Below are 13143 nucleotides of genomic sequence, written 5' to 3'. Positions count from 1 at the left end.
CTAGCGGCGCCGGCCGGCCCGGCCGCCCTGGGCGGTCCGCCCCGGCACGGCGTGCACGCCCTGCGCCTGCTGGTTCTCCCGCTCGTCCCAGCGGGCGTACGCGTCGACGATCTCCCCCACCAGCTTGTGCCGGACCACGTCCGAGCTGGAGAGCTGGGCGAAGTGCACGTCCTCGACGTTCTCCAGGATCTCCCGGACGACCCGCAGGCCGCTGGTCGTCCCGCCGGGAAGGTCCACCTGCGTGACGTCACCGGTCACGACGATCTTCGAGTTGAAGCCGAGCCGGGTGAGGAACATCTTCATCTGCTCGGGCGTGGTGTTCTGCGCCTCGTCCAGGATGATGAACGCGTCGTTAAGGGTCCTGCCCCTCATATATGCCAGGGGCGCGACCTCGATCGTGCCCGCCGCCATGAGCTTCGGGATCGAGTCCGGGTCGAGCATGTCGTGCAGCGCGTCGTACAGCGGGCGCAGGTAGGGGTCGATCTTCTCGTTCAGCGTGCCGGGCAGGAAGCCCAGCCGCTCCCCCGCCTCGACCGCCGGCCGGGTGAGGATGATCCGGTTGACCTGCTTGGCCTGGAGCGCCTGCACCGCCTTCGCCATGGCGAGGTAGGTCTTGCCGGTGCCGGCCGGGCCGATGCCGAACACGATGGTGTGCCCGTCGATGGCATCGACGTAGCGCTTCTGCCCGAGCGTCTTGGGACGGATGGTGCGCCCGCGCCGGGAGAGGATGTTGAGCGTCAGGACCTCGGCGGGCCGCTCGGCGCCGCCCTGCTCGAGCATGCTGACGGTACGCCGGACGGCGTCGGTGGTCAGAGTCTCGCCCTTCTCGATGAGCTCGATCAGCTCGCTGAAGAGCCGCTCGGCGACGGCGTTGTCCGCGGGGGCGCCGGTGATCGTGATCTCGTTGCCCCGGACGTGCACGTCGCTGGCGAGCGAGCGCTCGACCAGGCGCAGGATCTCGTCACCCGCACCGAGCAGGTTGACCATGATCTTGGGGTCGGGAACGGTGATCCTGGTCTGCGCCTGGGGCGGGCCGGGAGGTGGGGTGCCGGTCATGGGTCGGGCCGAGGGGCCCTGCGCACCTGCTCTCGATCTCGGCGCCGGGCCTGGCGGCGCGGCGTGCGGACGTTCCATCCATCGTATCGGGTCAACGGCGGTGGCACCCCGCCCATTTCCGCCCGACCGGGTCACCTCCCGCCGCAGGCAGATCCGCCCGTTCAGGCCCGGAAGTCGTACCGGTCGAAGGTCTCCTGGTGCCGGGTGAAACGGTAGGTCGCCCAGTGCATCCGGACCACCGCGCCGGAGGCGTCCCGGGTCAGCCGGAGCAGCTCACCCACCTCCCGCCCGGAGACCGTCCGGTACACGTCCGGCCGGTCCGGCAGCGGGGCGAAGACCGCCGGCGGCCGGCCCGCCGGGTCGTCCGAGCCCCGGGCCCGCAGCGCCCCGTCGTGCCAGGAGAAGACGTACTCGAACCCCTCGCCCCACCAGCGTCCCAGCAGGCCGCGTACCTCGGGTGGGGTCGGCGGGCCGGGCCGCCACGGCACCGTGTCCGCCGGGTCGTGCTCGGCCGCCGCCGCGAGCAGCCGGTGCGGCAGCTCGAAGAGCTGGGCCGCGGTGCCGGACGTGCCGAGCACCGCGGCGCCCATCGCCCCGGCGGTGCCCTCTCCACCGCGCCGCCCGTAGACGGCGGCCAGGAAGCCCGGCATCGCCCCGTCGTGCCCGACGTGCACGACCCGGTCGCCCTGCGGAACCAGGATCAGGCCGAGCCCGAAACCACCGGACCAGACCGTCTCGTCGGTGACCGTCAGCGGCCAGCGCATCTCGTCGAGCGTGGTCGGGGCGAGGACCCTCCCGTCCGGGTCGAGCGCCGCCGGGTCGGCGAGGAACGCGGCCCAGCGGGCCATGTCCGTCGCCGTGCTCCACAGCTGGGCCGCCGGACCGATCGCCCCGAAGTCGGTGGGCTGCTCCGGGTGGGCCTCGTCGGAGTACGCGTCGACGAGGAACCCGGTGGCCGCCGTCGGTCCCGGGGCGACCGTGGTGCCGGTGAGCCCGAGCGGGGTGAGCACCCGCTCGGCGAGCACCTCCGCCCAGGTCCCGCCGCGCAGGTGCCCCACCAGCCGGCCCAGCAGCGCCATCCCGAGGTTGGAGTAGTGGTAGCGGCGACCGGTGGGCAGCACCCGCTCGGCCCGGGCCAGGTCGGCCAGGAACGCCTCGGCGTCCGGCGCGCGCAGCGTGTCCCACACGTCGCCGTACGGCTCCCGTTGCAGGCCGGCGGTGTGCGACAGCAGCCGACGCACGGTCAGCTCGCCGTGTGCCGGCAGGTCCAGGTGCCGCTCCAGCGGGTCGTCCAGGTCGAGCAGGCCGTCGTCGCGGCACTGGACGGTCAGCACGGCGGTGAAGGTCTTCGTGACCGAGCCGATCCGGAACGCCGTCTCCGGGCCGAGCGTCGTGTCGTTGCCGGTCTCCCCCACCTCGCAGGTCCAGAGCGGCCGGTCGGCGCGGTGCAGCGCCGCGGCGACCGCCGGCACGCGGGCCTGCGCCTGGACCTGCCGCACCATCCGGGAGAGGCGGTCCCCCACGGGCGTCATGCGAGGTCCCGAGCCAGCATCGGGCCGAGCGGGGCGCCGCCGAGCAGGTGCGCGTGCACGTGGAAGACCTCCTGGCCGCCGTACCGGCCGGTGTTGAACATCAGCCGGAAGCCGTCGCCGAGCAGCCCCTCGTCCTCGGCCACGGCGGCGGCCGTGGCCAGCACCTCCCCGGCGAGCGCCGGGTCACCCTGGCCGAGGGTCGCCACGTCGGCGTAGTGCTCCTTCGGGACCACCAGCACGTGCACCGGGGCTTTCGGGTCGACGTCCCGGAACGCCAGGGTGGTGGGGGTCTCCCGGACGACGGTGGCCGGGATCTCCCCGGCGACGATGCGGCAGAACAGACATTCAGTCACCCGGGCAGTGTAAGGAAGGGCCCCTTCTTAACGCCTGCGGTAGAGGAAGGGCCCCTTGTTAACACCCCGGGTCCGCTGCGGCAGGATGGCCGGCGTGACTTCTCGGGCGGTACTGGTGACGGGGGCCTCGCGCGGCATCGGGCGCGCGGTGGCGACGGCGTTCGCGGCCGGCGGCGACCGGGTGGCGATCCACCACCGCGACTCCGCCGACCTGGCCGAGGCGCTCCGCGCCGACCTGCCGGGCGACGGACACGTGGTGGTGCGCGCCGACCTGACCGACCCGAACGGCGTACGGGTGATGGTGGACGAGGCCGCGCACCGGCTCGGCGGGCTGGACGTGCTGGTCAACAACGCCGGTGTGTACGGCGACCGGGACCGGCCGCACCCGGTCTTCGGTGCCTCCTACGAGGACTGGCAGGCGCGGTGGCGGCAGGTCATGGAGACCAACCTGACCGGCGCGGCCAACGTGACCTGGTGCGCCGCCCAGCACATGCGGGAGCGGGGCGGACGGATCGTCAACGTCTCGTCCCGGGGCGCGTTCCGGGGTGAACCGGACCAGCCCGCCTACGGCGCCAGCAAGGCCGGGCTGAACGCCCTCGGTCAGTCCCTCGCGGTGGCGCTCGCGCCGTACGGCATCGCCGTGGCCACGGTCGCGCCGGGCTTCGTGGAGACGGACATGACCACCGAGCACCTGAGCGGGGAGCGCGGCGACGCCATCCGGGCGCAGAGCCCCTTCAACCGGGTGGCGCGGCCGGAGGAGATCGCCGCCGCCGTGCACTGGCTGGCCGCGCCGGAGGCGCAGTGGGCGTCGGGCACGATCGTCGACCTCAACGGTGCCTCCTACCTGCGCAGCTGACAGCAAACTGACAGCCGTCCCGGCGTCGGATCGGCACCGGGACGGGGTAAGGGTCTCCGGCATGGCCGACACCGTGCTGGACCTCGCCGCCGACTACCGCGTGCTCGACGGCCACGACGACGACCCCGTCCTGCTCAACCCGGACGGCAGCCCGGTGGACACCTGGCGCGAGGACTACCCGTACGACAAGCGCATGGACCGCGACGAGTACGACCAGCAGAAGCGGCTGCTCCAGATCGAGCTGCTCAAGCTCCAGGAGTGGGTTCGCGAGTCCGGTGAGCGGCTGGTGATCCTCTTCGAGGGGCGCGACGCCGCGGGCAAGGGCGGCACCATCAAGCGCTTCATGGAACACCTGAACCCGCGCGACGCCAAGGTGGTGGCCCTGGTCAAGCCGAACGAGCGGGAGGCCACCCAGTGGTACTTCCAGCGCTGGCTGGCGCACCTGCCGGCGGCCGGCGAGATCGTGCTCTTCGACCGGTCCTGGTACAACCGGGCCGGGGTGGAGCGGGTGATGGGCTTCTGCACCCGCAAGGAGTACCTGGAGTTCCTGCGGCAGGTCCCGGAGCTGGAGCGGATGCTGGTGCGCTCCGGCATACGGCTGGTCAAGTTCTGGTTCTCGGTGTCGCAGAACGAGCAGCGGACCCGCTTCGCGGTGCGGCAGGTCGACCCGGTACGCCAGTGGAAGCTCTCCCCGATGGACATCGCGTCGCTGGACAAGTGGGACGAGTACACCGAGGCCAAGGAGGCGATGTTCTTCTGGACCGACACGGCGGACGCGCCGTGGACCGTGGTGAAGAGCAACGACAAGAAGCGCGCCCGGCTGGAGGCGATGCGGCACGTGCTGAACCGCTTCGACTACGCCGAGAAGGACCGCGAGGTGGTGGGCGTGCCGGACCCGCTCATCGTCGGCCCCGCCGGGCTCGACCTGCGCCCCGACGACCAGCCGGTGCAGGTCTTCCCCCGCCCGTGAGGCGCGTTAAGAAGGGGCCCTTCCTCTACCCCAGGCGTTAACAGGGGGCCCTTCCTTACACCGTCACCAGCGGTCGAGGCGGGCGGAGAGCACCGACAGGGCCGCGACCCCGGCGGTGGAGGTACGCAGCACCGACGGCCCCAGGCGCACCGGCCGGGCGCCGGCCTCGGCGAAGGCGTCCAGCTCGGCCGGGTCGATGCCGCCCTCCGGGCCGACCACCAGCACGATCTCGCCGGCGTCGGGCAACGGCACGGTGGCGAGCCGCTCGTCGGCCTCCTCGTGCAGCACGTACGCGGCAGCGGCACCGGCGATCCGGCGGGTCACCTGCGTCGTCGACTCGTCCGGGGCGCCGGCCACCACCGGCAGCCACGCCCGGCGGGACTGCTTGGCGGCCTCGCGGACGGTCGACGCCCACTTCTCCCGCGCCCGTACGCCCCGGTCGCCCCGCCACTGGGTCACCGAGCGGGCAGCGGCCCAGGGCGCGATCTCGTCCACGCCCACCTCGGTCATCGCCTGCACGGCCAGTTCGCCGCGGTCGCCCTTGGCGATGCCCTGCACCACCACGAGACGCGGGACGGGCGCGTCCACGTACCCCCGGGAGACCACGTCGAGGTCCAGGGTGCCCTGGCCGACGGCGGTGACCACGGCGGCGGCCGTGCCGCCCCGCCCGTCGGCCAGGAGCAGCTCCTCGCCGACGCGCAGCCGCTGCACGGTGGCGGCGTGGTGCCCCTCGGGGCCGTCCAGGACCAGTTGGTCGGCGGCGGGCAGCGCCTCGACGAGGAACAGCGGCGCGGACATGGTCAGGCGTGGCCGTTGAAGGCGTCGCGCATCCGGGAGAAGAAGCCGCCCTGCTTGGTCAGCTCGGCGACCTCCTCGCCCCGGGTCTTGGCGAAGTCGCGCAGCATCCGCTCCTGGTCGGCGTCGAGCTTCGTCGGGGTCCGCACGTCGAGGTGGACGTAGAGGTCACCCCGGCCGGTGCCGCGCAGGTGGGGTACGCCCCGGGCACGCAGTCGCAGCGTGCTGCCCGGTTGGGTGCCGGCCTTGACGTCGAGCGGCTCCTCGCTGTCCAGCGTCTTGATGGTCAGCCGGGTCCCCAGGGCCGCGGCGGTCATCGGGACGGTGACCCGGCAGTGCAGGTCGTCGCCCTTGCGGGAGAAGACGTCGTGGGGTCGTTCGTGGATCTCCACGTACAGGTCGCCGGCGGTGCCGCCACCCGGGCCGACCTCGCCCTGCTGGGCCAGCCGGATCCGCATGCCGTCCTCGACCCCGGCGGGGATCTTGACGGTCAGCGAGCGGCGGGTGCGCACCCGGCCGTCGCCGGCACAGGTCGGGCAGGGGTGCGGGATGGTGGTGCCGTAGCCCTGGCAGACGGTGCACGGCCGGGCGGAGACCACCTGGCCGAGGAAGGTGCGCTGCACCGACTGCACCTCGCCGCGGCCGCCGCACGCCTCACAGGTGGCCAGGTGCGTGCCGGCGGCGGTGCCGGCACCGGAGCAGGTGGTGCAGAGCACGGCGGTGTCGACGGTGATCGGCGCCTCGACGCCGAACGCGGTCTCCTGGAGATCCAGTTCGAGGCGCAGGATCGCGTCGGCACCCGGTCGGGTACGCGGACGCGGCCCCCGCGCGCCACCGGCGGCGCCGCCGAAGAACGCGTCCATGATGTCCTGGAAGCCGACGAACGGCCCCGCCCCGCCGGGGCCACCCGGACCGCCGGCGCCCCCGCCGCCGGGGGCGAGCGGGTCACCGCCGAGGTCGACGATCTGCCGTTTCCGGTCGTCCGAGAGGACCTCGTACGCGGCGTTGATGTCCTTGAACTTCTCCTGGGCCTCCGGGTCCGGATTCACGTCCGGGTGGAACTGCCGCGCCAGCTTGCGGTAGGCGCGCTTGATCTCGTCGTCGGAGGCTTCCCGGCTCACACCGAGGATGCCGTAGTAGTCCCTGGCCACTGCGTTCCGTGTCCTCATGTTCGTCTCGCGTTGCGCCGGTCGTCGGCCTCCCGTGCCACCGACGACCCTGACTGGTCAGTTCTGGGCCAGCAGATCGCCCACGTAGCGTGCCACGGCACGTACCGTGGCGATCGTGCCGGGGTAGTCCATCCGGGTGGGCCCCAACACGCCGAGCCCACCGACGATGGTCGCGCCGGGGCCGTACCCGGTGCTGACCACCGAGGCGGCGCGGAGGTTGTCGACCTCGTTCTCGTCGCCGATCAGCACCCGGGTGGTGCTGGGCTGGGTCTCGCCGATCAGCTTGAGGAGCACGACCTCCTCCTCCAGCGCCTCCAGGATGGGACGCAGGGAACCCTGGAAATCGAGCAGGCCACCACGGGTCAGGTTGGCCGTGCCGGCCAGGGCGATCCGCTCCTCGTGCCGCTCGACCAGCGTCTCGAGCAGCACGGTGGACAGCGTGGTCATGGCCCCGCGCAGGTGCGGCGCCGACTCGTCGACCAGGGCCTGGACCAGGGGTGGGGTCTCCGACAGCCGGCTGCCGACCAGCTTCTCGTTGACCAGTCGGCGCAGGTCGGTGACGTCGTCCGCCGCGACCGGCGCGGGCAGCTCGACCAGCCGCTGCTCCACCCGACCGGTGTCGGCGATCATGACGAGCATCAGTCGGGTGGTGGAGATCGGCACCAGCTCCAGGTGCCGCACCGAGGAACGGGCGAGCGACGGGTACTGCACGACGGCGACCTGTCGGGTCAGCTGCGCCAGCAGCCGCACCGTGCGGTGCACCACGTCGTCCAGGTCGACGGCGCCGACCAGGAACCGCTCAATCGCCCGGCGCTCGGCCGGGCTCAGCGGCTTGACCCGGGACAGTCGGTCCACGAAGAGCCGGTAGCCACGGTCGGTGGGTACCCGGCCGGCGCTGGTGTGCGGCTGCCGGATGTAGCCCTCCTCCTCCAGCACCGCCATGTCGTTGCGCACCGTCGCCGGCGAGACGCCGAGCTGGTGCCGCTCGACCAGCGCCTTGCTGCCGACGGGCTCCTGCGTGGCGACGTAGTCCTCGACGATCGCGCGCAGCACGGCGAGTTTGCGGTCGTCGAGACCCATCCTCCCCACCTCCTGTCGCACGTCGGGCCGGGCGCGCGGAACGGGCCCGGGCAGCGGCCTGGCACTCGACTGTAGCGAGTGCCAGTCTACGTCGGCAGGGCCGGCATCGCGATGATCAATGGCGGAGGGTGCTGCGCGCACCCGCCCGCCTGCGGCGCCAGGGCCGTCCATCCGGACATCCCGGGCGGTGTCGCTCTGGTGCGCCCTTGCCGACTGCCCCTACCGTGACGTCCATGACTGAACCACCTCGCCCTCCCGGCGCGGGAGACCCGGACCCGACCGTTCCGTCGGGCTTCCCCGGCCCGCCCGCCCCGGACGAACCCACCGCACCACTGTCCGGGGCACCGGGCGCGGGCGGCTATCCCCCGCCCGGTGGCTATCCGCCACCCTCCGGTGACGCCCCGACGTCGGGCGGCTACCCACCGCCCGGTGGCTATCCCCCCGCCGGTGGCTATCCGCCGCCCGGTGGCTATCCGCCCCCCGGCGGTCATCCCCCGCCCGGTGGTTATCCGCCCCACGGCGGCGGCTACCCGGCCGGCGCGTACGGCCCGCCGGCGGGCGGCTACCCCAACGCCGAGGACAAGACCTGGGCACTGGTGGCGCACTTCGGCGGCCCGCTCGGCGTGATCATCGGCGGCGGCCTGTTCGGCTGGGTCGCGCCGCTCATCGCGATGATGACCCGCGGTCAGCAGTCACCGACGGTGCGGGCACACGCGGTCGCCGCGTTGAACTTCCAGCTCACCTGGGCGGTCGTCGGTGTGCTGAGCTGGGTGCTCACCCTGATCACCTGCGGCCTGCTCTTCTTCGTCCCGATGCTCGTCTGGATCGTCCCGGTGATCTTCGGGATCATCGGCGGCGTCAAGGCCAATGAGGGTGTGCTGTACCGGTACCCGATGACCTACTCCTTCGTGAAGCGCTGACTCCGGGCCGGCCGCTCCCCCGGCCGGCACCGAGGTCCGGTCCCCCGCACGGAACAGGGGCGAGGTGGGAGACCGGGCCTCAGGGCAGCAGGTCCCGGACGACCGCGTCGGCCAGCAGTCGCCCGCGCAGGGTGAGCACGGCCCGGCCGGCCGCGTACCGGTCGGGGTCGAGCAGCCCGTCGGCGAGCGCCTTCCCCGCGCCGACCCGGCCGGCCTCGTCGAGGGCGTCCAGCGGCAGCCCGGAGGCGAGCCGCAGGCGCAGCATCACGTCCTCCATGTGCGCCTCGTCCGGCCCGAGCACCTCCCGCGCCAGACCGGGCGACTCCCCGCCCGCCAGGCGTTGCGCGTACGCCGTGGGGTGTTTGACGTTCCACCAGCGCACGCCGCCGACGTGGCTGTGCGCCCCCGGGCCGAGGCCCCACCAGTCCGCGCCGGACCAGTAGAGCAGGTTGTGCCGGCACCGGGCCGCGTCGGAGCGCGCCCAGTTGGAGACCTCGTACCAGGAGAAGCCGGCCGCGCCGAGGGCGGCCTCCGCGGCCAGGTACCGGTCCGCGGCGACGTCGTCGTCCGGGTACGGCAGCTCGCCGCGGCGCATCCGGGCGGCGAGCCGGGTGCCGTCCTCGACGATCAGGGCGTACGCGCTGACGTGGTCGACCCCGGCGGCCACCACCTGGTCGAGGGAGGCGGCGAAGTCCTCCGCGCCCTCCCCCGGCGTCCCGTAGATCAGGTCGAGGTTGACGTGGTCGAAGCCGGCGTCGCGTGCCTCCGCGGCGGCTGCCACGGCCCGGCCGGCGCTGTGCTTCCGATCCAGGATCGCGAGCACACCGGGCGCGGCGGACTGCATGCCCAGCGAGATCCGGGTGTAGCCGGCGGCCCGCAGCGTCCTCAGCGACTCCGGCGTGACCGACTCGGGATTCGCCTCGGTGGTGACCTCGGCGTCGGCGGCGAGCCCCCAGGTGCGGTCGACGGCGTCGAGGATCCGGGCGAGGTCGTCGGCGGGCAGCAGGGTCGGCGTGCCACCGCCGACGAAGACGGTGTCCACCCGTGGGGGCGGGCCCTCGCCCAGCGCCCGGCGGGCCAACGCCAGCTCGGCGAGCACGGTGTCGGCGTAGCCGTCCCGGCTCGCCCCACCGCCCAGCTCGGCGGCGGTGTACGTGTTGAAGTCGCAGTAGCCGCAGCGGCTGGCGCAGAACGGCACGTGCACGTACACCCCGAAGCCCCGCGCGCCGACCGCGCGGGTGGCGGTCGCGGGGAGCGACCCGTCGACGGGGACGGGTTCGCCATCTGGAAGGACGCCGGGCATGGCCACTAGTGTGCCCTCACATGACCTCTCCCGACGCGCTCGTGCGGGTCTCCACGGCCCGCGGGGTGACCACCCTCACCCTGGACAGCCCGCACAACCGCAACGCGCTCTCGACCCCGCTCATGACGTCGCTGCTGGACGGCATCGCCGCGGCGGTCGCCGACGACTCCGTACGGGTGATCGTGCTGGACCACACCGGCCCGGTCTTCTGCTCCGGGGCGGACCTGAAGGAGACCGCCGCCGCGTACGCCAGCGGGTCGGTGCCGGCCGGGATGCTGGGTGACGTGCTCGCGGCGGTCTGGGAGTGCCCGAAGCCGGTGGTGGCCCGGGTCGCCGGACCGGCGCGCGCCGGCGGCCTCGGCCTGATCGCGGCGGCCGACCTGGCGGTGTGCTCCCAGGAGGCGACGTTCGCCTTCACCGAGGTACGGATCGGCGTGATCCCGGCGGTGATCTCGGCGACCGTGCTGCCCCGGCTGCACCCGCGTGCCGCCGCCGAGCTGTACCTCACCGGGGACACCTTCGACGGCCGGCGGGCCGCCGAGGTCGGGCTGGTCACCGCCGCCGTGCCGGCGGCCGAGCTGGACGCGGCGGTGGCGCGGTTCTGCGACTCGCTGGTCCGGGGCGCGCCGGGTGCGCTCGCCGGGGCGAAGGAGCTCCTGCGCCGGCGGCCCGCGACCGACCTGCGGGCCGAGATCGCCGACCTGTCGGCCATCTCCACCGGATTCTTCCTGTCCGAGGAGGGAATGGAGGGCGTGCTGGCCTTCCGGGCGAAACGACCCGCTCGATGGGTGGCCGCTCTGGACGATGGTCCGGGTGAGCGTGCCGGCTGATCGGGTTGGTGCCGGCAGGGCGGCCGACTGATCGGGGCGGCCGGCGCCGCCACGCCCGGGGGGTAACGGAGGGAACCGGTCGGACGACCCGGATCAGCCGAACGGGGACGTACGCTTGTCGGACTGTCGAAGTGGGGGTGCAGGTGCGAACTCGGGCAGCCGTGGCGGGTGGCGTCGTCCTTCTCCTGGTGGCCGTGGTCGGAATCTGGATCGTCGTCCGGCAGTTCGGTGAGCAGCTCCGTCTCCCGCTGACCAGCCGGACGTGCACGGTGCGGGCCGACGGCGAGGTGGCGCTCGACGCCGACCAGATGGCCAACGCCGCGACGATCGCGGCCATCGGCATCCAGCGCGGCATGCCCGAGCGGGCGGTGGTGGTGGCGCTCGCCACGGCGTACCAGGAGTCCGGCCTGCGCAACCTCGCCGGGGGCGACCGCGACTCGCTGGGCCTCTTCCAGCAACGCCCGAGCCAGGGGTGGGGCACGCCGACCGAGATCCGCGACCCCCGGTACGCGGCGAACCGGTTCTACGCGGCGCTGAAGAAGGTGCGCGGCTGGGAGCGGATGCGGGTCACCGACGCGGCCCAGAAGGTGCAGCGCTCCGCCTTCCCCGAGGCGTACCAGAAGTGGGCGGACGAGTCGGAGGTGCTGAGCCGGGCACTGCTCGGCGAGGCCACCGGCGCGGTCGCCTGCACGATCGGCGGCAATCCGCTGCGCCGCGGCCAGGTCGCCACCGCCGCCCTGACCCGGGGGCTCACCCTGGACTGGGGTCTCGCGGCGACCGCCGCCGCGGCCGATCTGACCAGCCTGACGATCGCGGCCGCGGACGAGCGCGGCGGTTGGCGGTACGCGCACTGGCTGGTGTCGCACGCCCAGGACAACGGCGTCCGGAAGGTCCGCTTCGGCGGCCTGGAGTGGACCGCCGACGGGGGCACCTGGGACCGGGTCGACGGTGCGGCCGCCCCCGCCGCGCAGGTGGTGGCGGAAGTCGTCGCCGACGCCTGAACGACCCCGATCTCCCTACCAGCAGTGACCGCACAATCGGTCAACCAGCCACAGATCGGCCATACCGCGCCGGAACACTGACCGAGAGTCGCCGTACCGCTCCCGGGCGTCCGGGCACCGGTCGTTATCACGGCGGGCGCTCCCCGGTGGGCGAATCGGCACGTTACGATCGGCGGTCTGTGCCAGGAATGCTTTTCAACGCCTCATGGGGAGGGGTACGACGTGGCGTTCGACTACGGCAACCAAACCGGTTACGAGCCGATCAGCGACATTGACCGCAAGGAGTTCCACGAGCAGGGGTTCCTCCTGCTGCGCAACGTCCTGACCGAGGACCACCGGGCGGCGCTGGAGGCGGCGGTGGACCGCGTCTACGCCGAGGAGAAGGCCAAGGGCAACACCACCAAGGACGGCACCCTGCACCTGCTGGGCTTCCTGGAGCGGGACGAGCTCTTCGGTGACCTGCTCACCCACCCGATCGCGTTCCCGTACATGTGGGGCCTCGCGGGCTGGAACATCTACACCCACCACAACCACCTGGACGTCACCCCGCCGGCGCTGGAGCCGGAGAAGCCGTACTGGGGCTGGCACCAGGACGGGTACCGGCAGAACTCCGACCCGGAGACGATGGACCCGAACCTGCCCCGGCCGATGTTCTCGCTGAAGGTCGCGTACGTCCTGTCGGACCTGTCGGAGAACGGTCGCGGCGCGACCAAGGTGATCCCGGGCAGCCACCTGAAGAACTCGCTGCCCCGCCCGGAGGACACCTCGGTCCACAACCCGGACCCGGAGGGCACGGTGGAGATCACCGCCAACCCGGGCGACGCGTTCATCTTCGACCGCCGCCAGTGGCACTCCCGGTCGACGAACCTGTCGACGATCACCCGCAAGATGCTGTTCATCGGCTACACCTACCGGTGGATCCGCCCGCTGGACGAGCTGCACATCGACAAGGACGGCGAGTGGTGGGCCAACCGCACGCCGGTGCAGCGCCAGCTCTGCGGTGAGGGCACGCACACCGCGAACTACTGGGGCATCAACTGGGACGGCTACATCGACGACGAGATCCCGCTGCGCAAGGAGCTCAAGCAGCGCAACCTCCTCGACCGCAACGTCCCCTGGCTCCGCTGACCGGGTAAGGAAGGGCCCCCTCTTAACGCCTCGCGTCGTAGAGGGGGCCCTTCTTAGTGAGCGTTTGAGAAGTGGGTTGGTTCGGCGGCGTGTCGTGTTGGAGGTAAGGGAAGGCCCTCGGTAGGTCCGGTGGTGTCGAGCCAACCGTTT

At 72.8% G+C, this 13143-nt stretch carries 13 protein-coding genes; 6 read left to right on the top strand and 7 right to left on the bottom strand.

Annotated elements, in window-relative coordinates; all coding sequences use genetic code 11:
* The 3 genes from ACIBR0_RS03310 to ACIBR0_RS03300 form a co-directional block, all read right to left on the bottom strand.
* Positions 1-1056, bottom strand: coding sequence for a PhoH family protein (locus ACIBR0_RS03310; protein ID WP_396712470.1), 1056 nt, complete (start codon positions 1054-1056; stop codon positions 1-3).
* 161 nt (positions 1057-1217) lie between these two features.
* Positions 1218-2588, bottom strand: coding sequence for a serine hydrolase domain-containing protein (locus tag ACIBR0_RS03305; RefSeq protein WP_396712469.1), 1371 nt, complete (start codon positions 2586-2588; stop codon positions 1218-1220).
* A complete protein-coding gene (locus ACIBR0_RS03300; protein WP_357029890.1) occupies positions 2585-2941 on the bottom strand; it encodes a histidine triad nucleotide-binding protein in 357 nt (118 codons plus the stop codon). The genes ACIBR0_RS03305 and ACIBR0_RS03300 overlap by 4 nt, the downstream gene beginning before the upstream one ends.
* Positions 2942-3035: 94 nt before the next feature.
* Between ACIBR0_RS03300 and ACIBR0_RS03295 the strand changes: the two genes are divergently transcribed.
* Together ACIBR0_RS03295 and ppk2 are read left to right on the top strand one after the other, a co-directional pair.
* A complete protein-coding gene (locus ACIBR0_RS03295; protein WP_396712468.1) occupies positions 3036-3797 on the top strand; it encodes an SDR family NAD(P)-dependent oxidoreductase in 762 nt (253 codons plus the stop codon).
* 61 nt (positions 3798-3858) lie between these two features.
* A complete protein-coding gene (gene ppk2, locus ACIBR0_RS03290) occupies positions 3859-4767 on the top strand; it encodes a polyphosphate kinase 2 (RefSeq protein ID WP_357029894.1) in 909 nt (302 codons plus the stop codon).
* Positions 4768-4830: 63 nt separating this feature from the next.
* On the opposite strand, the gene ACIBR0_RS03285 is transcribed toward ppk2, so the two are convergent.
* The 3 genes from ACIBR0_RS03285 to hrcA all read right to left on the bottom strand — a co-directional run bounded on the left by ACIBR0_RS03285 (position 4831) and on the right by hrcA (position 7811).
* On the bottom strand, positions 4831-5565 hold the full coding sequence (locus ACIBR0_RS03285; protein ID WP_396712467.1) for a 16S rRNA (uracil(1498)-N(3))-methyltransferase: 735 nt from the start codon (positions 5563-5565) through the stop codon (positions 4831-4833).
* 2 nt (positions 5566-5567) lie between these two features.
* A complete protein-coding gene (gene dnaJ / locus ACIBR0_RS03280) occupies positions 5568-6713 on the bottom strand; it encodes a molecular chaperone DnaJ (RefSeq protein ID WP_357029931.1) in 1146 nt (381 codons plus the stop codon).
* A 75-nt stretch (positions 6714-6788) separates the two neighbouring features.
* Positions 6789-7811 (bottom strand): heat-inducible transcriptional repressor HrcA, encoded by a 1023-nt coding sequence (hrcA, locus tag ACIBR0_RS03275; protein WP_396712466.1) that lies wholly within the window; start codon positions 7809-7811, stop codon positions 6789-6791.
* A 233-nt stretch (positions 7812-8044) separates the two neighbouring features.
* Between hrcA and ACIBR0_RS03270 the strand changes: the two genes are divergently transcribed.
* Positions 8045-8731 (top strand): DUF4870 domain-containing protein, encoded by a 687-nt coding sequence (locus ACIBR0_RS03270; protein WP_396712465.1) that lies wholly within the window; start codon positions 8045-8047, stop codon positions 8729-8731.
* A 79-nt stretch (positions 8732-8810) separates the two neighbouring features.
* Here the strand turns inward: ACIBR0_RS03270 and hemW are convergent, their stop codons facing one another.
* Entirely contained in the window at positions 8811-10034 is a 1224-nt protein-coding gene (hemW, locus tag ACIBR0_RS03265; protein ID WP_396712464.1) for a radical SAM family heme chaperone HemW, read from the bottom strand.
* A 20-nt stretch (positions 10035-10054) separates the two neighbouring features.
* On the opposite strand from hemW, the gene ACIBR0_RS03260 reads away from it, so the two are divergent.
* The 3 genes from ACIBR0_RS03260 (at position 10055) to ACIBR0_RS03250 (ending at position 12993) form a co-directional block, all read left to right on the top strand.
* Positions 10055-10864: an enoyl-CoA hydratase-related protein gene (locus ACIBR0_RS03260; RefSeq protein WP_396712463.1), complete on the top strand. Its 810-nt coding sequence runs from the start codon at positions 10055-10057 to the stop codon at positions 10862-10864.
* A 137-nt stretch (positions 10865-11001) separates the two neighbouring features.
* A complete protein-coding gene (locus tag ACIBR0_RS03255; RefSeq protein ID WP_396712462.1) occupies positions 11002-11865 on the top strand; it encodes a hypothetical protein in 864 nt (287 codons plus the stop codon).
* Positions 11866-12087: 222 nt separating this feature from the next.
* The gene (locus tag ACIBR0_RS03250) at positions 12088-12993 is read left to right on the top strand and encodes a phytanoyl-CoA dioxygenase family protein (protein WP_396712461.1); all 906 of its coding nucleotides are present in this window, start codon (positions 12088-12090) and stop codon (positions 12991-12993) included.
* Positions 12994-13143 lie beyond the last annotated feature (150 nt).

Source organism: Micromonospora sp. NPDC049497 (assembly GCF_044465805.1).
Taxonomy (GTDB): domain Bacteria; phylum Actinomycetota; class Actinomycetes; order Mycobacteriales; family Micromonosporaceae; genus Micromonospora.
The sequence above is the reverse complement of the archived record's forward strand: the minus strand, read 5'-3'. Positions and strand labels throughout refer to the sequence as shown.

Bases quoted from the DNA above. Each gene is read 5' to 3' on its own strand.
- ACIBR0_RS03310 (WP_396712470.1), bottom strand. From the start codon at position 1,056: ATGACCGGCACCCCACCTCCCGGCCCGCCCCAGGCGCAGACCAGGATC.
- ACIBR0_RS03305 (WP_396712469.1), bottom strand. From the start codon at position 2,588: ATGACGCCCGTGGGGGACCGCCTCTCCCGGATGGTGCGGCAGGTCCAG.
- ppk2 (WP_357029894.1), top strand. From the start codon at position 3,859: ATGGCCGACACCGTGCTGGACCTCGCCGCCGACTACCGCGTGCTCGAC.
- ACIBR0_RS03285 (WP_396712467.1), bottom strand. From the start codon at position 5,565: ATGTCCGCGCCGCTGTTCCTCGTCGAGGCGCTGCCCGCCGCCGACCAA.
- hrcA (WP_396712466.1), bottom strand. From the start codon at position 7,811: ATGGGTCTCGACGACCGCAAACTCGCCGTGCTGCGCGCGATCGTCGAG.
- ACIBR0_RS03270 (WP_396712465.1), top strand. From the start codon at position 8,045: ATGACTGAACCACCTCGCCCTCCCGGCGCGGGAGACCCGGACCCGACC.
- hemW (WP_396712464.1), bottom strand. From the start codon at position 10,034: ATGCCCGGCGTCCTTCCAGATGGCGAACCCGTCCCCGTCGACGGGTCG.
- ACIBR0_RS03260 (WP_396712463.1), top strand. From the start codon at position 10,055: ATGACCTCTCCCGACGCGCTCGTGCGGGTCTCCACGGCCCGCGGGGTG.